General features: G+C 45.1%; 24 protein-coding genes. 23 read left to right on the top strand and 1 reads right to left on the bottom strand.

The window, feature by feature from the left end; translation table 11 throughout:
- Positions 1–10: 10 nt before the first annotated feature.
- The 21 genes from B3S93_RS01380 to cysK all read left to right on the top strand — a co-directional run bounded on the left by B3S93_RS01380 (position 11) and on the right by cysK (position 18,648).
- Positions 11–703: an ABC transporter permease gene (locus tag B3S93_RS01380; RefSeq protein WP_292401391.1), complete on the top strand. Its 693-nt coding sequence runs from the start codon at positions 11–13 to the stop codon at positions 701–703.
- The gene (locus B3S93_RS01385) at positions 700–1,689 is read left to right on the top strand and encodes an ABC transporter ATP-binding protein (protein WP_292401394.1); all 990 of its coding nucleotides are present in this window, start codon (positions 700–702) and stop codon (positions 1,687–1,689) included. Before B3S93_RS01380 ends, B3S93_RS01385 begins: the two co-directional genes overlap by 4 nt.
- Before the next feature lie 86 nt (positions 1,690–1,775).
- Positions 1,776–3,230 (top strand): RNA polymerase factor sigma-54, encoded by a 1,455-nt coding sequence (locus B3S93_RS01390; RefSeq protein WP_292356670.1) that lies wholly within the window; start codon positions 1,776–1,778, stop codon positions 3,228–3,230.
- A 35-nt stretch (positions 3,231–3,265) separates the two neighbouring features.
- Positions 3,266–3,592: a ribosome hibernation-promoting factor, HPF/YfiA family gene (gene hpf, locus B3S93_RS01395; RefSeq protein WP_292356671.1), complete on the top strand. Its 327-nt coding sequence runs from the start codon at positions 3,266–3,268 to the stop codon at positions 3,590–3,592.
- A gap of 15 nt (positions 3,593–3,607) precedes the next feature.
- A complete protein-coding gene (locus B3S93_RS01400; protein ID WP_292356673.1) occupies positions 3,608–4,069 on the top strand; it encodes a PTS sugar transporter subunit IIA in 462 nt (153 codons plus the stop codon).
- Positions 4,070–4,075: 6 nt separating this feature from the next.
- On the top strand, positions 4,076–4,594 hold the full coding sequence (locus B3S93_RS01405) for an HPr kinase/phosphorylase (protein WP_292401397.1): 519 nt from the start codon (positions 4,076–4,078) through the stop codon (positions 4,592–4,594).
- A 96-nt stretch (positions 4,595–4,690) separates the two neighbouring features.
- Positions 4,691–5,095 carry a PTS sugar transporter subunit IIA gene (locus B3S93_RS01410; RefSeq protein WP_292356677.1) on the top strand — a complete coding sequence of 135 codons (405 nt, stop codon included), beginning with the start codon at positions 4,691–4,693 and terminating at the stop codon, positions 5,093–5,095.
- Positions 5,092–5,364, top strand: a complete 273-nt coding sequence (locus B3S93_RS01415) for an HPr family phosphocarrier protein (RefSeq protein ID WP_292401400.1) — start codon at positions 5,092–5,094, stop codon at positions 5,362–5,364. The genes B3S93_RS01410 and B3S93_RS01415 overlap by 4 nt, the downstream gene beginning before the upstream one ends.
- Positions 5,361–7,112: a phosphoenolpyruvate--protein phosphotransferase gene (ptsP, locus tag B3S93_RS01420; RefSeq protein ID WP_292356680.1), complete on the top strand. Its 1,752-nt coding sequence runs from the start codon at positions 5,361–5,363 to the stop codon at positions 7,110–7,112. Before B3S93_RS01415 ends, ptsP begins: the two co-directional genes overlap by 4 nt.
- A gap of 114 nt (positions 7,113–7,226) precedes the next feature.
- Positions 7,227–8,585 (top strand): magnesium transporter, encoded by a 1,359-nt coding sequence (mgtE, locus tag B3S93_RS01425; RefSeq protein WP_292356682.1) that lies wholly within the window; start codon positions 7,227–7,229, stop codon positions 8,583–8,585.
- 15 nt (positions 8,586–8,600) lie between these two features.
- The gene (gene aroC / locus B3S93_RS01430) at positions 8,601–9,698 is read left to right on the top strand and encodes a chorismate synthase (protein WP_292401403.1); all 1,098 of its coding nucleotides are present in this window, start codon (positions 8,601–8,603) and stop codon (positions 9,696–9,698) included.
- An 11-nt stretch (positions 9,699–9,709) separates the two neighbouring features.
- Positions 9,710–10,885: an MFS transporter gene (locus tag B3S93_RS01435; RefSeq protein ID WP_292401407.1), complete on the top strand. Its 1,176-nt coding sequence runs from the start codon at positions 9,710–9,712 to the stop codon at positions 10,883–10,885.
- 99 nt (positions 10,886–10,984) lie between these two features.
- Entirely contained in the window at positions 10,985–12,334 is a 1,350-nt protein-coding gene (locus tag B3S93_RS01440; protein ID WP_292401410.1) for a Na(+)-translocating NADH-quinone reductase subunit A, read from the top strand.
- A gap of 2 nt (positions 12,335–12,336) precedes the next feature.
- Positions 12,337–13,545 carry an NADH:ubiquinone reductase (Na(+)-transporting) subunit B gene (locus B3S93_RS01445; protein ID WP_292401412.1) on the top strand — a complete coding sequence of 403 codons (1,209 nt, stop codon included), beginning with the start codon at positions 12,337–12,339 and terminating at the stop codon, positions 13,543–13,545.
- A gap of 2 nt (positions 13,546–13,547) precedes the next feature.
- On the top strand, positions 13,548–14,375 hold the full coding sequence (locus B3S93_RS01450) for a Na(+)-translocating NADH-quinone reductase subunit C (protein ID WP_292356691.1): 828 nt from the start codon (positions 13,548–13,550) through the stop codon (positions 14,373–14,375).
- Complete coding sequence (locus tag B3S93_RS01455) at positions 14,375–15,037, top strand: NADH:ubiquinone reductase (Na(+)-transporting) subunit D (RefSeq protein ID WP_292356694.1); 663 nt, start codon at positions 14,375–14,377, stop codon at positions 15,035–15,037. The genes B3S93_RS01450 and B3S93_RS01455 overlap by 1 nt, the downstream gene beginning before the upstream one ends.
- The gene (nqrE, locus tag B3S93_RS01460) at positions 15,038–15,646 is read left to right on the top strand and encodes an NADH:ubiquinone reductase (Na(+)-transporting) subunit E (protein WP_292356696.1); all 609 of its coding nucleotides are present in this window, start codon (positions 15,038–15,040) and stop codon (positions 15,644–15,646) included.
- A complete protein-coding gene (gene nqrF, locus B3S93_RS01465) occupies positions 15,646–16,863 on the top strand; it encodes an NADH:ubiquinone reductase (Na(+)-transporting) subunit F (RefSeq protein ID WP_292356698.1) in 1,218 nt (405 codons plus the stop codon). Before nqrE ends, nqrF begins: the two co-directional genes overlap by 1 nt.
- A gap of 1 nt (position 16,864) precedes the next feature.
- Positions 16,865–17,068 (top strand): (Na+)-NQR maturation NqrM, encoded by a 204-nt coding sequence (nqrM, locus tag B3S93_RS01470; protein ID WP_292356700.1) that lies wholly within the window; start codon positions 16,865–16,867, stop codon positions 17,066–17,068.
- A 20-nt stretch (positions 17,069–17,088) separates the two neighbouring features.
- A complete protein-coding gene (locus tag B3S93_RS01475; RefSeq protein ID WP_292356702.1) occupies positions 17,089–17,553 on the top strand; it encodes a CBS domain-containing protein in 465 nt (154 codons plus the stop codon).
- Positions 17,554–17,691: 138 nt separating this feature from the next.
- Complete coding sequence (cysK, locus tag B3S93_RS01480) at positions 17,692–18,648, top strand: cysteine synthase A (RefSeq protein WP_292356704.1); 957 nt, start codon at positions 17,692–17,694, stop codon at positions 18,646–18,648.
- 14 nt (positions 18,649–18,662) lie between these two features.
- Here cysK and B3S93_RS01485 read toward each other — a convergent pair whose 3' ends face one another.
- Positions 18,663–19,388: a lipase family protein gene (locus tag B3S93_RS01485; RefSeq protein ID WP_292401417.1), complete on the bottom strand. Its 726-nt coding sequence runs from the start codon at positions 19,386–19,388 to the stop codon at positions 18,663–18,665.
- Between the two features lie 115 nt (positions 19,389–19,503).
- On the opposite strand from B3S93_RS01485, the gene B3S93_RS01490 reads away from it, so the two are divergent.
- Positions 19,504–19,872 (top strand): cupin domain-containing protein, encoded by a 369-nt coding sequence (locus tag B3S93_RS01490; RefSeq protein ID WP_292401420.1) that lies wholly within the window; start codon positions 19,504–19,506, stop codon positions 19,870–19,872.
- 114 nt (positions 19,873–19,986) lie between these two features.
- Positions 19,987–21,492 carry a sensor domain-containing diguanylate cyclase gene (locus B3S93_RS01495; RefSeq protein WP_292401423.1) on the top strand — a complete coding sequence of 502 codons (1,506 nt, stop codon included), beginning with the start codon at positions 19,987–19,989 and terminating at the stop codon, positions 21,490–21,492.
- The last annotated feature ends 253 nt before the right edge of the window (positions 21,493–21,745 follow it).

Below are 21,745 nucleotides of genomic sequence, written 5' to 3' on the forward strand. Positions count from 1 at the left end.
TTCATTAGCCATGGACTTTTTTGGTACATCTTTTACCGCAGCGCTTAAACTGCTGATAGCTTTTGATGCTACTGTCTGGGAGATTATTCAGACATCGGTCAGTATTTCCGTTGCTGCTGCTTTCATTGCCGCTTTACTGGCGATCCCTGCGGGAGTGTTTACGGCATTAACGGAGTTTTCCGGTAAAACGACACTGCAACATATCCTCAATACTTTAATGGCCATGCCTACCGTGGTGATTGGGTTATTACTCTATGGTCTATTCAGTCGAATGGGACCATTAGGGGAATTGGGATTGCTTTATACCCAATCCGCCATGATTATTGCGCAGAGCATCCTGATATTTCCCATCATGATGAATCTGACTCTGGTGACCGTCAACACCGCTGATCCCCGACTTATTTTGACCTTGAAAAGTCTCGGTGCAGATAAATGGCAACAATGCTTTCAGGTATTAAAAGCCGTTAGACTGGCGGTGCTGGTAGCTATTCTTACAGGCTTTGGACGCGCCATTGGTGAAGTTGGTGCTGCAATGATGCTGGGGGGGAATATTGAAGGCTATACTCGTACGATGACTACCGCCATCGCACTGGAAACCAGTAAAGGCGAATTTGAACTGGCATTGGCGCTCGGCATAGTGTTGCTAATGATCGCTTTTATCCTGAATTTTGCTTTGTCCTGGATTAACCGGCGACTGACATGAACTACGCCTTTCAACTAGACAACATTAAAGTTCGTTATAACGGTGAGCTGGCCCTGGATATTGAGCAACTCAATATCCCCGCCAATGAATGCATGGCTGTACTAGGTGAAAATGGCGCGGGGAAATCCACCTTGTTTCACTTATTGGCTTTATTACAAAAGCCCGATTCAGGTGATATCAGCGTATTGGGCGATAAAATCACTGATTCACAAGCCAAACAACGTCAGAAAATTGGGCTGGTCCCCCAACATCCCTATATGCTACCCGGCACGGTAAAAGACAATATTCGCCTGGCGCTGAAGTTACAAAAAGTTGATAAAGCCCGACATACATCTCAACTGCAACAGGCATTGGAAACCGTCAACTTGATCCAGTTGGCTGATCAGACCGCCAGCACTCTGTCGGGTGGAGAACAACGGCGTGTTGCGATTGCCAGGGTGCTGGCATTTAAACCGGATATCCTGTTGCTAGACGAACCATTTGCCAATCTGGACAGCTTTCACCAGCGCCAGCTGGAAGATGTGATCACCATGTTGACTAACGATGCTAAGCGCACAGTACTGTTTTCAACCCATGACCGTCTGCAGGCTTCCGCTATCACACCTCATACAATACAACTGCTTAAGGGCAAACCGGTTTCGGCTCCCCTGCTGAACCTGTTCCATGGTCATTATGATGGCGAAATCTTTCATACCAAAACACTGAAAATCTTTGCCGCGGAAGGCTCTCTTTCTGCCCGACATATTGCAATCGATCCGCTGGCGATAACGATTAGTACCCATGCTCATTCGGATAGCAGCGCCCGTAACCAGTTACCCGGACGACTTACCAGCATCAGCGAAGCGGGCAAAGCGGTGCGCCTGACAGTTGATTGTGGTGACAAATTTGAAGTGATTATCAGTCACCAGGCTTTATCTTCACTAGGGCTTTCTCTGGGCGATTCACTATGGATTAGTTTTAAAGCCACTGCAGTTACACTGTTGTGATTTTTATTTTAGAAAGACGTATAGGCAACGGCGCGACGATTGCGGTAACATAAACTCATGGTCACAACATTAAATCAAAACATTAAGTGAAACCCTCATTACAGCTACGCATTGGTCAAAGCCTGTCGATGACTCCACAGTTGCAGCAAGCGATCCGTTTGTTGCAATTATCATCCTTGGAGTTGCAGACAGAAATTCAGGAAGCACTGGAAACCAATCCCCTTCTGGAGGTTGAGGAAGAATACGACTACGACGAACCAAGCTCTGTCCGTCGTGATGAAGATACCGGTAGCCGCGAAATCAGCGAACTGGAAAATACTGATATTCCCGAAGATCTGCCAGTCGATAGCAAATGGGAAGATACCTACGATAATTCCCAGAGCATGACGAGTTCCGGCCCATCCGGAGACAGTGATTTTGAGCGGGATAATCAGGACGAAAGCAGTGACAGCCTGCAACAGCATCTACTCTGGCAAATGCGCCTCACTCCATTTAGTGAAACTGAACAGGCAATTGCCACCACTATCATTGACTCCATTGAAGACGATGGCTACCTGAAAACCACATTGGAAGAAATTCAGCAAAGCCTTGGCGAAGAATTTGCTGAAGTAGAACTTGATGAAATTGAAACGGTATTGCACCGGATTCATCATTTTGATCCCGTCGGTGTTGGTGCTCGGGACTTGCGTGAGTGTTTACTGATCCAATTACGATTATACGAATCGACTGTCGCTTTAAAGCATGTTGAGTTGCTTACAGAACTGATAGACAAACATCTGGATACATTGGCTAAACGTGATTACGCCCTGATCAAACGTGCTTTGAAAGTCAGCGATGATGAATTAACCGATCTGGTTCGCTCAATTCAGTTGCTTAACCCGCGCCCCGGCAGTAGTATCCAAACTGACAAAACTGAATATATCGTACCGGATGTTTATGCGATAAAAGTTCACGGCAAATGGCAATTGTCGCTCAATCCTGACAACGCACCTAAACTGCAGATTGCCGAACATTACGCCTCGTTAATTAACCGGGCCGATAGTAGTGAAGAGAACACTTATCTGAAAAATAATTTGCAGGAAGCACGTTGGTTTCTGAAAAGTTTACAAAGCCGTAATGAGACATTACTTAAAGTCACCCAAGCAATTGTGGAACGTCAACGTGACTTTCTTGATCACGGCGAAGAGGCCATGAAACCTTTAGTATTGGCAGATATCGCCGAAACCGTGGAAATGCATGAATCCACTATCTCCCGCGTAACGACTCGCAAATATCTGCACACGCCACGGGGAATTTTTGAACTTAAATTCTTTTTCTCCAGCCATGTCGGTACTGAAAGTGGTGGAGAATGTTCTGCAACAGCCATTCGGGCGATCATCAAAAAACTGGTCGCCGCGGAAAATCCGAGAAAACCCCTGAGTGACAGCAAAATTGCTGATATTCTGGGAGAACAGGGTATTAATGTCGCTCGTCGTACTATTGCAAAGTACCGCGAAACATTAGCGATAGCGCCCTCAAATGAGCGTAAGCGACTGGTGTAATACCAGTTTTAGTCCACCAACAGGAGTGATGCATTATGCAATTAAATCTAAGCGGACAACATATAGATATCACTGACAGCCTTCGGGACCACGTCAATAAAAAATTCGAGAAACTGACTCGTCATTTTGATCACATGACTAACGTGCATGTAGTGTTATCTGTCGAGAAACTTCGGCAAAAAGCTGAAGCAACTGTTCATGCCAGTGGCGCCGACTTATTTGCTTCTGACGAGCAGGAAAATATGTATTCCGCTATTGAAAATCTGGTTGCAAAACTGGATCGACAAATCATCAAGCACAAAGATAAAATTACTAACCACCATCAAGCTGATGGTGTCATTCAAAAACATAACGCTAGTTAAGGAGCGGGAAATTTCATGCTTATCGCTGCACTGCTCGTAAATGCGGACAACATCAGTTTCCACGATGAAGCTACCAGCAAAAAACGGGTGATCGAAAATCTCAGTCGTATGCTGGCAGCCAATACGAGTGCAGCGACTGCTGAAAAAATCTTTCAAGTTCTACTCGAACGTGAACGTTTGGGCAGTACCGGATTAGGCAAGGGCGTGGCAATTCCCCACGCCCGTGTCCCGGATCTTACCCACACCGTGGCCGCAATGCTGACACTGGAAACGCCGGTCGAATTTGAAGCGGCTGATGGTAAACCGATTGATATCGCCTTTGGTTTATTGGTGCCGGAGGATGATACCGAACATCATTTACAACATTTGTCACGTCTGGTGACATTGTTTAGAGATGAAGAAATCTGTAGCCGTATTCGACAGGCTTCCAGTGCTGAAGCCATTTTTGAATTATTGCTTTCCATCGACGAAGAATAATCTGTTATGTCTTTGCCAGCAGCCATGGATAGTCATCATGGTGTGATGATTCATTATCGGGATAAAGGCATCTTTATTTTTGGTGAAGCTGGTGCTGGAAAAAGTAGTCTGGCACTCGAATTAATTCATCATGGCGCAATACTAATTGCCGATGATGTGGTGGATTTTTCCCTGAAAAATGAAGATCTTATAGCACATTGCCCCAAACTGCTTTCCGGTTTACTGCATACCCGTGAATTAGGACTGATGGATATCCGCAAAGTCTGTGGTGAAGCTAGCTGGCATGCCAGCACCATTGCAGATTTGTGCATTGAACTGAAACGAGTCCATCACCCTAAAGCCAGTGTTAACACTCCGACACAACACAAAGACATTCTTGGTAAAGCTTTAGTTGTATTGACATTATCTGTTGAAAATCCAGCCTCATTTAAAACCCGAATTGATAGCTGGCTGACAATGCAGGCGTCACATAAAGGCAACCATGAAAAAATGCAGCTTTGGCAGCTTGATAAAATGGCATTTTAAGCAGCAATATTTGCCTAAAACGCTCATATACATTACATTCATTGGCGGTAAACTGCCCTTCCAGTCTGACTTTCGCTGGTGACCAAGAGAACCAAGATGACCGTAGGTATTTTAATCGTATCGCACAATCATATCGGCACCGAGTTGATAAACACGGCCAGACAAATGCTTTCCTGCTGCCCGTTGCCCACTAAAGTTATCTCTATCGAAGTCAAAGATAATCCAGACGCCATACGCAAACAGCTGGATGGTGAATTGATTGGACTGGATCAGGGTAATGGAATTTTGATTTTGACAGATATGTTTGGCTCTACTCCCAGCAATATTGCTTGCGCAGTCTCCGATCGTGAAGATATCCGAATTGTTTCAGGGCTCAATCTCCCCATGCTAATCCGTGTTTTAAACTATCCAACCCTAAGCCTTGATGAACTTGAACACAAAGCGGTTAGTGGTGGCCAGGAAGGCATTGTACGTTGTCATCACTCAGGGTATCGTCCATGAAACAGGAACAAACATTTACCATCATAAACCGCCTGGGATTACATGCCCGTGCTGCGGCAAAATTCGTCACCACTGCTTCTGAGTTCCATGCGGATATTCAAGTATCAAAGGATAATCGTCAGGTTAATGGCAAAAGTATTATGGGAGTGATGATGTTAGCCGCTGCCAAAGGCACTGAAATTCAGGTCACCGCGGAAGGTGATGATGCCGAATCTGCGTTAAAAGCTATCGGGGAGTTGATTGCCAATTACTTCGGAGAAGGCCAATGACGCTCGAGCTACAAGGCATTGGTGTTTCTAGAGGTATCGCGATCGGTCGTGCCCATATTCTGTTTCACAACCAGCCGGATGTTCGTGAATATCTGATCCCGGCGTTTTCCATTGAACAGGAAGTGGAACGTTTACTTGATGCGATTGAACAGGCCAAGCAACAGCTTAAATCGATTCGTAACCATATCCCTGCCAACGCGCCGGCTGATGTGACGTCGTTTATTGATACGCATATCTTAATGCTCAACGATTCATCACTGACCAAAGTTCCGGTCGATATGATCCGTCAACGTCGCTGCAATGCTGAATGGGCGTTGCAATTGCAACGTGATGCATTAATCAACGTATTCAACGAAATGGATGATCCGTATCTGCGGACACGACGGGATGATGTTGATCATGTGGTCAATCGTATCCATCGGATTCTCGCCGATCAGGAAGTAGCGGATCACGAAATTGCTGATGGACGCCTGAAAGGCCATATCATCATTGCTGAGGATTTGACGCCCGCAGATACCGTTTTAATGCAACATCAGGGTATTGCCGCATTTGTTACCGAACATGGTGGCGCCACTTCGCATACCACAATCCTGGCACGCAGCCTGGGTATTCCGGCAATTGTCGGTGTGGAATCTGTTCGTCGCTATGTGCAGGATAATGAACCACTGATCGTCGATGGTGAAGCTGGCATCATGATTGCCGGTGCCGATGAAGGAACACTCAGGGAATATCAACAACGGCGTATTGCGTTTGATGAACATATTTCATCTCTGAGTCGCTATAAATCCCAGCCTACGCGTACCCGTGATGGCAAGACCATTACGCTGCTGGCCAATGCGGAATTGCCAGAAGATATTTCCACTATCACCAATGCCGGGGCACAGGGCATCGGGCTGTATCGGACCGAATTTCTCTATATGAATCGGTTGGCACCACCGGAAGAGGAAGAACAGCTCGCCGCTTATCGTGATGTTGTCGAAGGTATGAATAATCAACCAGTCACCATTCGGACTTTCGATCTGGGGGCAGATAAGACCGTTGATGGTGGTCGGCACCTGACTCAGACAGTGGTCACTAATCCGGCACTGGGGTTGCGTGCTATTCGACTTTGCCTGACTCAGCCCGCTATGTTCCGCACCCAGTTAAGAGCCATCCTGAGAGCATCGGCCTATGGCAAAATCAAAATCATGTTTCCAATGATATCCACCATGCATGAATTGTTACAGGCACGTAATTTATTGGAACAATGCAAGATCGAACTGGATAGGGAAGGTCTGGAATATGATCGTCAGGTAGAAATTGGCGCAATGATCGAAATCCCGGCCAGTGCAGTCTGCGCAGAAATGTTTGCCCGTCATGTAGATTTTCTATCTATCGGCACCAACGATTTGATTCAATATACTCTGGCTATCGACCGTATTGATGACACGGTCAACTATCTCTACGACCCTTTACATCCTGCTGTTTTACGGCTGATTCATATGACGCTGGAAGCGGGTAGGAAATTTAATATTCCAGTATCAATGTGTGGTGAAATGGCTGGTGATCCCCGCTATGCCCGGCTATTGCTGGCAATGGGACTGGAACACTTCAGTATGCATCCCAATGCGTTGCTGGAAATAAAGCAAATCATTAACGAAACCGATTTGAGTTTATTACCGGATAACACGCTGAGTATTATGCAAGTGTCAGATGCACTTGAAGCCGATATGTTATTGGAACAAATCAACGCACCGATTCATCATTAGCTGCTATTTGTTTCGCTAAGGCTAATCATTTAAAGCTATTCAGCACCAGGTAAGCAGGCTAAAATAGCCTGCGTAACCTCCCCCTAAAAGTACCGACGCCCTCTGGAGCCGGATATGTCTGAGCTGGACCAACACCGCAGTCTCAATCACTCGCTGAATGCCTTTTCCGAGGCGCTGAAAAGCGGCCGCTTTGTCAGAATGCGTCGCTTATTAGCCAGCTTGCACCCTGCTGAAACCGCTCATTTACTGGAATCCCTCCCTCCCAATGAACGGCTGGTATGCTGGCCAATCATCAATCCCGAATTACGAGGTGAGGTACTTTCCTATATTGGGGAAGATGTTCGTACCGGCTTGATGACCGGCATGGATACTGCTGATCTGTTGAGCGCTACTGAAGATCTGGATACCGATGATGTTGTCGATATTCTTCAGGATCTCCCTGGCCATGTGATGCAGGAAGTGTTGCGCGCCATGAACTCGCAACGTCGACGTCGGATTGAAGCCATTCTGGCTTATGAAGAAGATACCGCCGGTGGTTTGATGAACACCGATGTGGTCACCGTCCGCTCGGATATCACATTGGAAGTGGTCTTACGTTATTTACGTAAGTATGGGGAGTTACCCGAAAACACTGACAGTCTTTATGTCGTTGATCATCAGGATAAATATCTTGGAACGCTGCGCTTGTCACAGGTTGTCAGCCGCAGCCGTTCACTTACTGTACGCGAAGCAATGTCGCATCAGGTCGATCCTATTCCCGCCAATATGTCGGACCATGATGTCGCCCACCGTTTTGAAAAACATGATCTGATCTCCGCACCTGTCGTCGATAAAGATAATCACCTGCTGGGCCGCATTACCATCGATGACGTGGTGGATGTTATTCGGGATGAAGCAGAACACTCTTTACTGAGTATGGCCGGCTTAAGTGAAGACGAAGATACGTTTGCCCCGGTCAAAAAAAGTATTCATCGCCGCTCGGTATGGCTTGGTATCAACCTGTTGACTGCATTTTTAGCGGCATGGGTTATAGGGCTATTTGATACCACCATTGAAAAACTGGTGGCTTTGGCTGTATTAATGCCAATAGTTGCCAGCATGGGCGGTATTGCCGGCAGCCAGACATTAACACTGGTCATCCGTTCTATGGCTCTGGACCAGTTGAATGATAAAAATCAACGCTGGTTATTACGCAAAGAATTTCTGGTGGGCATGGCCAATGGGGTGATTTGGGCAATTGCTATCGCTTTTGTAACCTACCTCTGGTTCGGTAATTTTTTACTGGGAATCATGATTGGTGCAGCCATTATTGTTAATATGACGGCTGCTGCCGTTGCCGGAGTAATGATTCCCCTGGGATTAAAACGTATTGGCATTGATCCCGCATTGTCCGGCAGCGTTCTGTTAACCACTGTCACCGATGTAGTCGGATTTATGGCTTTCCTCGGTTTTGCTACTCTATTTATCGTTTAACTCGGATTTTTGATTATGTCAGGCAACAGTTTCGGAAAACTTTTCACAGTCTCCACGTTTGGTGAAAGCCACGGCACCGCTCTGGGGTGTATTGTCGATGGTTGCCCCCCAGGACTGGAATTATCCGAAGCCGATCTTCAGAATGATCTGGATCGGCGCAAACCGGGTAAAAGTCGCCATGAAACACAGCGCCGTGAACCTGATCAGGTCAAAATTCTTTCCGGTATTTTTGAAGGCAAGACTACTGGAACCCCGATTGGTTTGTTGATTGAAAACGTGGATCAGCGATCAAAGGATTACGGCAATATTGCCGAGCAATTCCGCCCGGCCCATGCTGATTATGCCTATCACCACAAATACGGTTTCCGTGACTACCGTGGCGGTGGCCGATCATCAGCACGTGAGACCGCAATGCGCGTTGCCGCTGGTGGTATTGCCAAAAAATTTCTTAAACAACGTTATGGTATCGAAATTCAGGGTTATTTGAGCCAGCTTGGCCCGATTAAAGCTGAAACGCTGGATTGGGCGCATATCGAAAATAGTCTGTTTTTCAATCCTGATCCCAATATTGAAAGCGAGCTGGAAGATTATATGGATGCCTTGCGTAAGGAAGGCAACTCCATTGGTGCTCGCATTAATGTCATTGCACGCCATGTACCTCCGGGTTTGGGTGAGCCTATTTTTGACCGTCTGGATGCTGATATCGCCCATGCGATGATGAGTATCAATGCGGTAAAAGGCGTGGAAATTGGTGCCGGTTTTGAATCGGTTACCCAGAAAGGTACTGAACATCGGGACGAACTGACACCGGAAGGTTTCCTGACCAATAATGCTGGCGGAACATTAGGTGGTATTTCCAGTGGACAGGATTTGCTGGTAAGCATGGCGCTCAAACCTACTTCCAGTCTGCGAATTCCCGGGAAAAGTATCAACACACGTGGAGAAGCCATCGAAGTCGTCACTCATGGTCGTCATGATCCTTGTGTCGGTATTCGTGCCACTCCAATTGCAGAAGCCATGCTGGCACTGGTATTGATGGATCATATGTTACGTCATCGGGCCCAGAATATGGATGTAACCACTGACACCCCGATTATCCCGGCACAAGCCTAACCTGATCGCTGGTGCCTTTTTCCGGACTACCCTACTGGCGGCTGTCAGGGTTTTATCTATTTTATTTTGCCACTCTGGGCATTCTTGTGCCCTATTGGGGGCTTTATCTGCAATGGGAAGGATTCAGCGCCCGACAAATCGGTGAATTAACCGCCATTCTATTGGCAACCCGAATCATTGCTCCGAATGTCTGGGGCTGGATTGCTGATCACCGCGGACAACGTCTGCGAATCGTTCGGCTGGCCAGCTTACTGAGTATCGTGGCGTTCTCAGGCATTTTTATTTCACAGAGTTATTACTGGATTGCCGTTGTATTAATGGTCTTCAGTTTTTTCTGGAACGCTTCGCTTCCTCAATTTGAAGTCACTACACTGCAGCACCTTGGTGAACATAGTCATCATTACAGTAAGATCCGCGTTTGGGGTTCTATTGGTTTTATCTGTGTTGTGGTCTTACTGGGTTGGCTAATGGATCGTTATGATGCCGGCATCGTTCCCTATGCGTTGTTATTGTCCATCAGCGGTATCTGGCTGATCAGCCTCACGGTTCCTGAATCTGCCAGTCGTCACCTGAGTCTCAATCACATCCCTATCAGACAGGTGCTCAAACAACCTGCTGTTCGCGCCTTTTTAGCTATCTGCTTTTTAATGCTGGTCAGCCATGGGCCTTACTACACGTTTTACAGTATTTATCTGGAACAGCATGGCTATAGCCGTACTTTGATTGGTCAATTATGGGCCTTAGGGGTAGTCGCTGAATTAATGGTTTTTCTGGTAATGCATCGCTGGCTACCCCGCTTTGGCATTCGCAAGGTATTACTCGGTAGTCTGCTACTGGCAGCTTTTCGCTGGTTGCTGATTGCGCTTTATGCTGACCAGGTTGTTATGCTTATCGCCGCACAATCATTACACGCTGCCAGTTATGGTGCTTTTCATGCTGCTTCTATTGCATGGGTACATCAGCACTTCACTGGTCGTAATCAAGGCCGCGGACAGGCGTTGTACAGCAGTATGAGTTTTGGTGCTGGTGGCGCAGTAGGAAGTTTATTGAGTGGCTATCTATGGCTGACTCCGGGACCGGAAATGACTTTTATGCTGGCAGCTGTAACTGCGATAGGTGCTTTTTTAATCGGCTTTATCTGGCTTAAAAGCAGCAAATCCTCTGCGGAAAAACAACCACATTATTGACATGGTAAGCTTCCCTTAAGTACCGCAAAGCCGCTATACTCCTGCATTGATAATTTCAAAGCCAACAGTGCTCATGCACTGCTTCTGACTAGGTGGGATATGCATTTCTCAATTAAGAAAGGGCTGACATTGCCCCTTGCTGGTGCGCCGGAACAAAAAATTAGCCAGGCTAATCCGGTCGCTTCAGTTGCTGTGTTGGGGCTCGAATACGTCGGCATGAAACCAACGATGCTGGTTGAAGAGGGTCAGCGGGTTAAACTGGGTGAAGCCATATTCACCGATAAAAAAACCCCCGGCGTAACCTATACGGCTCCCGGCGCTGGCATAATCAAAGCGATTAATCGTGGGGCCAAACGGGCTTTGCAATCAGTGGTGATTGAGCTTGAAGGTGACGAGGAAGTCACTTTTAAATACTACTCACTGGATGAATTACCGACGCTCAGCCGAGAGCAGGTTCAACAGAATCTGGTTGAATCTGGATTATGGACCGCTCTACGCACTCGTCCCTACAGCAAAACACCTGAACTGGACAGTGAGCCCAAGGCAATCTTTATAAATGCGATTGATACTAATCCGCTTGCTGCTGATCCCAACCTGATTATTAACGAATATGCTGACGATTTTCGTAACGGTCTAACAGTATTGAGTCATCTGACCAGCGGTAAACTTTATCTCTGTCAATCACCGAAGGCAGCTCTACCCACTCCAGATCTGAAAAATCTTGAAACTCCAACATTCTCAGGTCCACACCCTGCAGGACTGGTGGGTACTCACATACATTTTATTGAACCTGTCAGCAGTAAAAAAACAGTTTGGCATATCGGTTATCAGGATGTCATCGCCATTGGCAAACTTTTCACCACAGGTCACCTTTGGGTAGAACGGATTATTTCACTGGCAGGACCAATGGTAAATAAGCCACGGCTCATCCGTACCCGCCTTGGAGCCAACACTGAAGAACTGGTTCGTGGAGAAGTCCAGAATATTCGCTCCCGTGTAATTTCCGGATCAGTATTCAATGGTCATACCGCCAATAACTGGGCTGCATTTCTTGGTCGTTTTCATACCCAGATATCTGTTCTCGAAGAGGGGACACATCGTGAGATACTTGGATGGATCCGGCCAGGTGGCACCAATAAATACTCTGCCCTGAACGTTTTTTTCAGCAAAATATTTGGCAAGAAAGATTTACCGCTCACCACTTCACAGAATGGTAGTCCACGCGCCATGGTTCCGGTGGGTGTTTTTGAAACCGTTGTTCCTATGGATATTTTACCAACGCAACTGCTGAGAGCTTTATTGGTCAGAGATACTGACTCTGCTCAGGCATTGGGGTGTCTTGAGTTGGATGAAGAAGACTTGGCCTTATGTTCATACGTCTGTTCTGGAAAATATGACTATGGTCCTGCGCTGAGAGCCAACCTTACACAAATAGAAAAAGAAGGATAACCATGGCGCGTTTAAGAAGATTCCTAGACCGGATAGAGCCGTCATTCCAAAAAGGCGGAGCTTACGAGAAGTACTTTGCCGTTTATGAAATGATCGATACATTCATCTATAGCCCTGGCGATGTTACCCGGGGCTCGCCACATGTTCGTGATGGTATCGATCTTAAACGGGTTATGAGTTATGTCGTACTAGCGACTTTTCCTGTTTTAATGCTGATGTTGTGCAATACCGGTTTTCAGGCCAACAGTGCCATGGCGCAACTGGGCATGTCGACAATTGAAGGTTGGCGCGGCTGGATCCTGACCAGCTTTGGTATTGGTTACGATCCTAATAGCCTGTTCTCTAACATGTTCCATGGCCTGCTCTACTTTTTACCGATATATCTGACCACCCTAATCGCCGGTGGTACATTTGAAGTTATTTTTGCTGCAGTGAGAAACCATGAAGTAAATGAAGGCTTCCTGGTGACTTCAATGCTCTACAGCCTTACGCTTCCGCCCTCTACCCCCCTCTGGCAGGTTGCGCTGGGTATTATTTTTGGTGTGGTAATTGGAAAAGAAGTTTTTGGTGGTACTGGTAAAAACTTCCTGAATCCGGCATTAACGGGTCGTGCATTTCTATATTTTGCCTATCCAGCACAAATGTCCGGGGATGCAGTATGGACAGCTATTGATGGCTATACAGGAGCGACCCCCCTCGCTTTGGCAGCATTAGGTGGTTTGGAGTCCGTCACCGAAGCAGGCTACACCTGGACACAGACATTCATAGGTCATATGCCCGGCTCATTAGGTGAAACCTCTACCCTGGCTATTTTGCTGGGTGCAGCTTTCCTGCTTTATACGCGTATTGCCTCTTTCCGTATCATTTTCGGGGTATTCCTCGGCATGGTGGCCACTAGCTGGCTTTTCAATATGATTGGCAGCGATACCAATCCAATGTTTGGACTTCCCTGGTACTGGCATTTGTCTCTGGGTGGCTTTGCATTTGGTATGGTTTTCATGGCGACCGATCCGGTGTCTGCTGCCATGACCAATAAAGGACGCTGGATTTACGGTATTTTAATTGGTTTTATGACGGTACTAATACGTGTCGTCAATCCTGCCTTCCCAGAGGGTATTATGTTAGCCATTCTGTTCGCCAATATATTTGCCCCACTAATCGACTATTTTGTCGTTCAGTCCAACATTAAACGAAGACTACAGCGAAGCTAATCATGGCAGAAATTACGCAGAAAAAAGGGTTTTTAGGCCAGCTGATGCAGCTGCCAAACGATGATCCTAAAAAGACTATATTCATTGCCATTGTGCTTTGTCTAGTTTGTTCGGTTCTGGTTTCAACAGCTGCGGTTTCATTGAAGTCCCGCCAGATTGTGAATCAAAAAAACGATATCAGACAAAATATTCTGGCCGTTACCGATCAGTTTGAGCCAGGTATGGATATGGAAGCAGCTTTTGAAAAATTTGAGGTTCGTTTAGTCGATTTGGCCACTGGCCAATACGCTGAAACAGATCTTGATCCAGCCACTTATGATCAGCGTAAAGCATCTGGTTCTCCAGATTTGGGAGTACGTCTAGATAATCAGCAGGATGTAGCCGGAATTGGTTCACGAGCTAAATATGCCCCAGTTTATATTCTTCGGGATGGCGATAAAATCCAACAACTGGTTATTCCTATTCATGGCTATGGATTATGGTCAACCATGTACGGATTTCTTTCTTTAGGTAGTGATTTCAATACTATTCAAGGGTTGCGTTTTTACGAACATGCAGAAACGCCCGGCTTAGGTGGTGAAATAGAAAACCCGCGCTGGTTAGCCAAATGGGAAGGCAAAAAAATATATGACGAAAACGGCAATGTGGAATTCAGGGTTGCCCGTGGTTATGTGGATAACAATTCACCACAGGCAGAATACAAGGTCGATGGATTATCTGGTGCCACACTGACCAGTAAAGGCGTTTCCAATATGATTTCATTCTGGTTAGGTGAAGATGGATTTGGCCCTTATTTGCAAAGTATGCGTTCCGAACAGGGGATTAACTGATGGCAAGCCAAGCAAAAAATAATGTTATTGATCCAATTATTGATAATAATCCGATAACGTTACAGGTTTTAGGAATTTGCTCTGCTCTAGCAGTAACCACCAATATGACCGCAGCGCTGATCATGTGTATTGCGCTTACGTCGGTTACAGCTTTCTCCGGAGCCATCATCAGTTCAATTCGTCATCACATCCCTTCAAGTATCCGTATCATTGTTCAAATGACGGTCATTGCCTCATTGGTAATTATTGTTGACCAGATTCTCAAAGCTTATGCGTATGAAGCCAGTAAGCAGTTATCTGTATTCGTCGGACTGATTATCACCAACTGTATCGTTTTGGGTCGTGCCGAAGCTTATGCTATGAAAAACTCTCCCGGTATGAGCTTTCTGGATGGACTCGGAAATGGCTTGGGTTATAGCATGGTCTTATTAGTCGTAGCGTTCTTCCGTGAATTATTTGGGGCTGGCAAACTGTTTGGCCACACCATTATTCCGGTAGCGAATGAAGGTGGCTGGTATGTCCCCAATGGGTTGATGCTGTTACCGCCAAGTGCTTTTTTTATTATCGGTCTGATGATTTGGGCTATCCGAAGCTGGAAACCACAGCAAGTTGAGGCACCAGATTATCAGATTCACCAAGTACACCGTACGGAGGTCTTGTAAATGGAGCATTACCTCAGTCTATTTATTCGCTCAATTTTTGTTGAAAATCTAGCGCTCGCTTTCTTTTTGGGCATGTGTACCTTTCTCGCGGTTTCTAAAAAAATCGAAACTGCTTTGGGGCTGGGTATCGCCGTTGTCCTGGTTCAGGCCATCACAGTGCCGACCAACAATCTGATTTATCAATATCTGCTTAAAGAAGGTGCCTTGTCCTGGGCTGGCTTACCGGATGTAGATTTAAGCTTTTTGGGGCTTATAAGCTATATCGGTGTTATTGCCGCGATGGTGCAAATCATTGAAATGGCAATGGATAAATACGTGCCGGCCCTTTATAACGCTCTGGGTATTTTCTTGCCATTAATTACGGTCAACTGCGCCATTTTAGGTGGTACGCTGTTTATGGTTGAACGTGATTACAATCTGGCTGAAAGTGCGGTGTATGGTGTAGGTAGTGGCTTTGGTTGGGCTCTGGCGATTACAGCAATTGCAGGCATCAGAGAAAAACTTAAATATTCCGATGTCCCCGATGGTTTACAAGGTCTTGGCATTACATTTATTACAGCTGGATTGATGGCGTTAGGGTTCATGGCATTTTCGGGGATTCAACTCTAATGGAAATCATCTTAGGCATTGTTCTGTTCACACTTATCATCATGGTGCTGGTATTTGTAATTCTCAGCGCCCGCTCCAAGCTAGTGGCAACGGGTGATATCGAAATTATCGTTAATGATGAAAAAACCATAAAAACCAAGGCCGGCGGTAAGCTTTTAGGTGCTTTGGCTGACGCGAATCTTTTTGTTTCTTCTGCCTGTGGTGGCGGTGGCACCTGTGCACAGTGCAAAGTAAAGATTTTTGAAGGTGGTGGCTCAATTCTCCCCACTGAAGAATCGCATATCACTAAACGTGAAGCCGCAGAGGGTGATCGCTTATCTTGTCAGGTTGCCGTTAAGCAGAATATGCGGATTCAGGTACCGGAAGAAGTTTTCGGTGTTAAGAAATGGGAATGTACCGTTCGTTCCAATGATAATGTCGCCACATTTATTAAAGAACTGATTCTTGAATTACCTGAGGGTGAAAGCGTTAATTTCCGAGCCGGTGGCTTTATCCAGATTGAATGTCCGCCGCATACCGTTGAATATAAAAACTTCATCATTGCCGATGAATACCGCCCGGATTGGGATCGATTTGATTTATGGCGTTATAAGTCAGTGGTGAAAGAAAATGTGGTTAGAGCCTACTCTATGGCTAACTATCCGGAAGAAAAAGGCATTGTAATGCTGAATGTGCGGATAGCTTCACCACCGCCAAATGCCGATGATGTTCCACCGGGCATCATGTCTTCCTACATTTTTGATCTCAAACCGGGTGACAAAGTGACTATTTCTGGTCCATTTGGTGAGTTTTTTGCCAAAGATACGGATAGAGAAATGGTATTTATTGGTGGTGGTGCCGGCATGGCACCAATGCGTTCGCATATTTTTGATCAGTTACGCCGCCTGAAATCCAAGCGTAAAATGACCTTCTGGTATGGTGCTCGCAGTTTGCGTGAAATGTTTTATACCGAAGATTTTGATGAACTTGCCGCGGAAAATGACAACTTTACCTGGCATGTCGCTTTATCCGATGCTTTGCCAGAAGATAACTGGACGGGCTACACAGGCTTTATTCACAACGTCATATACGAAAATTACCTGAAAGATCATCCTGCACCGGAAGATTGTGAATATTATATGTGTGGGCCACCGATGATGAATGCTGCGGTGATCAAAATGCTTGAAGATTTGGGTGTTGAACCGGAAAACATCATGCTTGATGACTTTGGAGGCTAAGATGAATACTTTTCTTGCCGCATTTGTGATTATTCTACTGGCTGTTACAGCCATGGCCATCGGGGTAATATTTGGTCGCTCAGCAATAAAAGGCAGTTGTGGTGGATTGAATCAGGTTGGGCTGTCGGGAAGTTGTGGCGGGGCCTGCTCGATTCAGGAAAAAGAAGAGTGTGAAGCCCGTAAGCGGGCACAACAACAAAACTAAACAGCGTCAGGGAGTAGCCCATGCTTGCATCACTCAAAGTCAAAGATCATATGAATGGCACCAAGATCACTTTTACACCTGAGATGGATGTATTACGTGCAATTCATCAGCTGATTGAATTTAAAATCTCCGGTGCTCCCGTTATCGATCAACATGGTAATTTGATTGGTTTTCTGTCTGAAAAAGACTGTATGCAAGTGGCGCTTAATGCTGCTTATCAGGGCGAATCAGCGGGAAAAGTTGAAGAGTATATGCATAATCAGGTTGAGACCATAGATTTTGAAGCATCAATCATTGAGGTCGCTGAAAAGTTTTTAAAAACTGCCTACAAGTGTTTGCCCGTGATTAAAGAAAATCGTTTAGTCGGATCAATTACCAGACAGAATATTCTTAAAGCACTTGAGCTGACGTCGAATCCTGATAGCAAGCAACCAGCAAAGCAATCTACAAAACAAAATATTCATGTCAGTAACAGTGTTTCCTGACCGATAGATAACTTTCCTTTTAAAACAACCGCTAACCGACAGTTTTAAACTATTCACGACTGATTTTGCTGCAGGATTTTTTTGCATAAGCAATTTAGTGTAAGCTTGGTTTATTCCAATCAAATCGACTGAGTTTTTATGATTTATAACAGCATACTCGACACAATCGGTAATACCCCTATTGTTCGTCTAAACAATATAGCCCCCAATCACGTCGAAATGTACGTTAAGGTCGAAGCCTTCAATCCGATGGCTTCTGTAAAAGATCGACTGGCATTTGCAGTTATCGATGATGCTGAAAAACGTGGAGTATTAAAACCCGGTCAAACAGTTATTGAAGCTACTTCGGGTAATACAGGTATTGCTTTAGCAATGGTCTGTGCAGCGAAAGGATATCCTTTTGTTGCCACCATGGTCGAAACCTTCTCGGTTGAACGTCGTAAAATCATGCGAGCTATGGGAGCCAAGGTAATCCTTACTCCGGCAGCTGAAAAAGGCACTGGCATGGTTAAAAAAGCAGAGGAACTCGCTGAGAAACATGGCTGGTTCCTAGCTCGACAATTTGAAAATCCTGCCAATCCTGCTTTTCATCGAAATACTACCGGCCCTGAAATCCTACGTGACTTCGCAGGTAAACAACTCGATTATTGGGTCTCGGGTTGGGGCACTGGCGGTACATTAACCGGGGCAGGAGAAATGATTAAACTTGCCAGACCAGATACCAAAATTGTTGCAACAGAACCTGCTGCAGCTTCCATGCTGGCTGGGGATGACTGGCATCCACATAAGATTCAGGGGTGGACTCCAGATTTTATTCCAGATGTTTTAAACCGTGATGTTTACGATGAGCTATATCCAGTTACTGATGAGGAATCCAAAAACTGGGCATTACGATTAGCCAGTGAAGAAGGTATCTTCTGCGGATTATCTTGTGGCGGCACCGTTGCAGCAGCAATGAAAGTCGCTGAGAATGCAGCCGATGGTTCGGTTATTCTGGCTATGCTTCCTGATACTGGAGAACGCTACTTATCCACTTATTTGTTCGAAGGAATGAATGAAGGTTCAGATGATGAATGGCTGAGCAGCTTAGGCTAATCAGCCATTTGAATTTATTCAGGCAGTACTGCAGCTACAGCCATTGACCAACAGCAAGTGTGATCCGCTCCTCCCACCAGATAGCTTTTTACTTTGTCACGCGTTTTAAATTTTGACAGATAAGACATTAATACCGAGCCGGGTACCACAAAATCATGATCACCTATCAGATGTACTTGAGGTACAGCCTCTAATGCTGCGCTGTAATCAATTGGGTTTAAAGAGCCAGACAGTGGTGCTGAATTATTAAACTCGGTCCACCATTTATGATCCAGATTACCTGCCACGGTCAATAATAGTGCAACATCGCTCCTTTTTGATGCAATAATTGAGGCGATAGCCCCACCGCCAGAATAGCCTACAAGTCGAATTTGACTTGATTGATACTGCTGTTTCAATGCAGAAATAGCCTTATCCATCGAATCCACTACGGCTTGAGAATAGCGGTGTGATGTCCATAGTTCACGATTACAGGAATTAAATCGGGTAGCTTTGAGATATTGGCAGGGACGCCCAATATAGACACTATTACCTCCGGTCTCCTGCGCTAGTCGTAATGCGACACCAGGTTCACCATCCCCTTCAATAAAAATATTCAGCACTTCGGCCTGCTTTAAATCAGGAGGAACAAAGCCGATCATGATATGTGAACCACCAGACAGAATCAGACGATTCCAGGATGAGATATCATTGGCCTGCACGGTAAATGACATGACAAATAGCAACATGAACATTTTCATGGAACACCTCCAAAATGGGTGACACGAAAAATTCTGCATCAAAGATGCCAATTATTGTGATGACGTTTCTAATTAACTAAATCAGTTTGTTACTCACAAGGACACCTATACGCTTATGAAACAACATATCCAACGTTTTCAATCCAACAATGAATACTATTTTGTTGAAGGATGTTATATCAATGAGCTGTCTAACCAGTCAGAAGACCCAGAACTCTCTATTGCTCAAGCCCGGGTTGAACCAGGTGTAACCACTCAGTGGCACCAGTTAAGAGAAACAACCGAACGCTACGTCATTCTGGACGGTAGTGGCGCTGTAGAAATTGGAGATCATGTGCCTCAGACAGTAAAACCCGGTGATGTGGTCATTATTCCGCCGAATACCCGTCAACGAATTACCAATATTAGCTCCAAAGATCTTATTTTTCTTGCCTTATGTACCCCTCGTTTTGAAGTAGAGAATTATCAGTCTGACTTGACTTAATTTAATTCGCTAGCCATGGTGTATGACTTAATTATTAATTAGTGAATACTTTCACCAAAATATGAATATATAGGGTCTGTTTGCTTTAATTATTACCTTCAATGGATATGAATTATGAAACAAGGAAACAATTCAACAATGGAGTTGGATACAGGTATGAGTGAAGAAAATCTCCAAATACCAGCCATAACGCTGGAAGAAATTAACTTTCAAACACTGGCTGAAGATGCACCGGTTACTCTCTGGCTAACTGATATTCATGGCAATATAATTTTTACCAACAACCAATATAAAAATTTTATTGGACGGGAAAAGGTAGAGAGGCTTGGAGGTAAAGCATGGTTCAATGCTTTACACCCAGATGATCGTGACTATTGCCTGACGGTTTTCAAAGACGCATTTGAGACATATAAGCCGTTCACGATGGAATATCGGTTACGTCGGCGAGATGGTGAATACAGACATTTTATTGATCATGGCGAACCCTATATTGATGGGCACGGCCGCTTTTCTGGTTTTGTTGGCTCTTCAACTGATATCACAGAACAAAAACTATCCGAAGACGAACTTAAAAAATCTCATCAGGAGTTAACACAATATAACTATGAGATGAATCTGATCAATCAACTGAATTCCTATCTTCAGGTCTGTCGTTCAGTTGATGAAACATATCCTATTGTTTCCTATTATGCTGAACAGATTTTCCCCGATTGCACTGGGGCTCTATATTTATTCAATGATAAGAAAACCCTGGTGGAATCGATGACAACCTGGGGAATCACAGATGAAATTAAAAGTGCTCCTGTTATTGCGCCAGATGACTGTTGGTCGCTTCGCCAAGGTAAAGAACACACAACACTGGATAACGATGGCCGTCTTCGATGTAAACATGTCGGCGATGGTATAAGCACCTATATTTGTGAACCCATTATTGCGCAAGGTGAAATGTTGGGCATGCTGCACATCGAATTTAATGCTGCAAAGCATAAAGTCGGAGAAGAAAAAACCTATTATGTCGAATCCAGAAAACGCCTGGTAAAAATTACTGCTGATAATCTTGCATTATCATTGGTGAGTTTAAAACTTAAGGAAGCTCTGCAATCCCAATCGGTCCGTGATCCATTGACCTACCTTTTCAACCGTCGTTTTATGGAAGAAAGTCTTGAACGTGAGATTCATAGATGTGCAAGAGCTCAGCATGGACTCGGTCTGATTCTGTCTGATATTGATCATTTCAAGAAATTTAATGATGAATACGGCCATGATGCTGGCGATCTTGTACTTGTCGAATATGCCAACCTTCTCAAAGCTCATTTTCGAAGTAGTGATGTGATTTGTCGCTATGGTGGCGAAGAATTCATTATTATTCTGCCGGATATCGACAAGGACAATCTGATTAAGCGCGCTGAATTGCTATGCCATGAAATTAGCTCATTAGAACTGTTATATCAAAATAAACCGCTTCCACCTATCACAGCATCATTTGGCGTGGCTTATCTGCATAACACTCTTATCGAAAAAGCTGACATTATTAAAGCAGCAGATATTGCTCTTTATGAAGCAAAAAATAATGGACGGGATCAGGTAGTGGTTTCCGCTACAGAATTTGTTGATATTTAACCAAGTAGTTTGCTGATTCATCACTTTATTCAAGAAGGTTACTTGTTAAACCTTAGATAATAAAAAAGGCCACCCCTATCGAAGTGCCTTTCTGTTGTATTAAAGCCTGGCAGTTTATTTACAGGAAGGTAATGTGTGCCTAGAGCGTATAAGTAGTTATCGCTGACCTACTTTGACTGAGCCTATCCATGGACTCAGCCCTTCGGGCGCCTGGCGGCGTCCATTATCGCTTATCTCCCTGGATGGAGTGTAT

The sequence above is a fragment of the Methylophaga sp. UBA3613 genome (assembly GCF_002375415.1).
GTDB lineage: Bacteria > Pseudomonadota > Gammaproteobacteria > Nitrosococcales > Methylophagaceae > Methylophaga.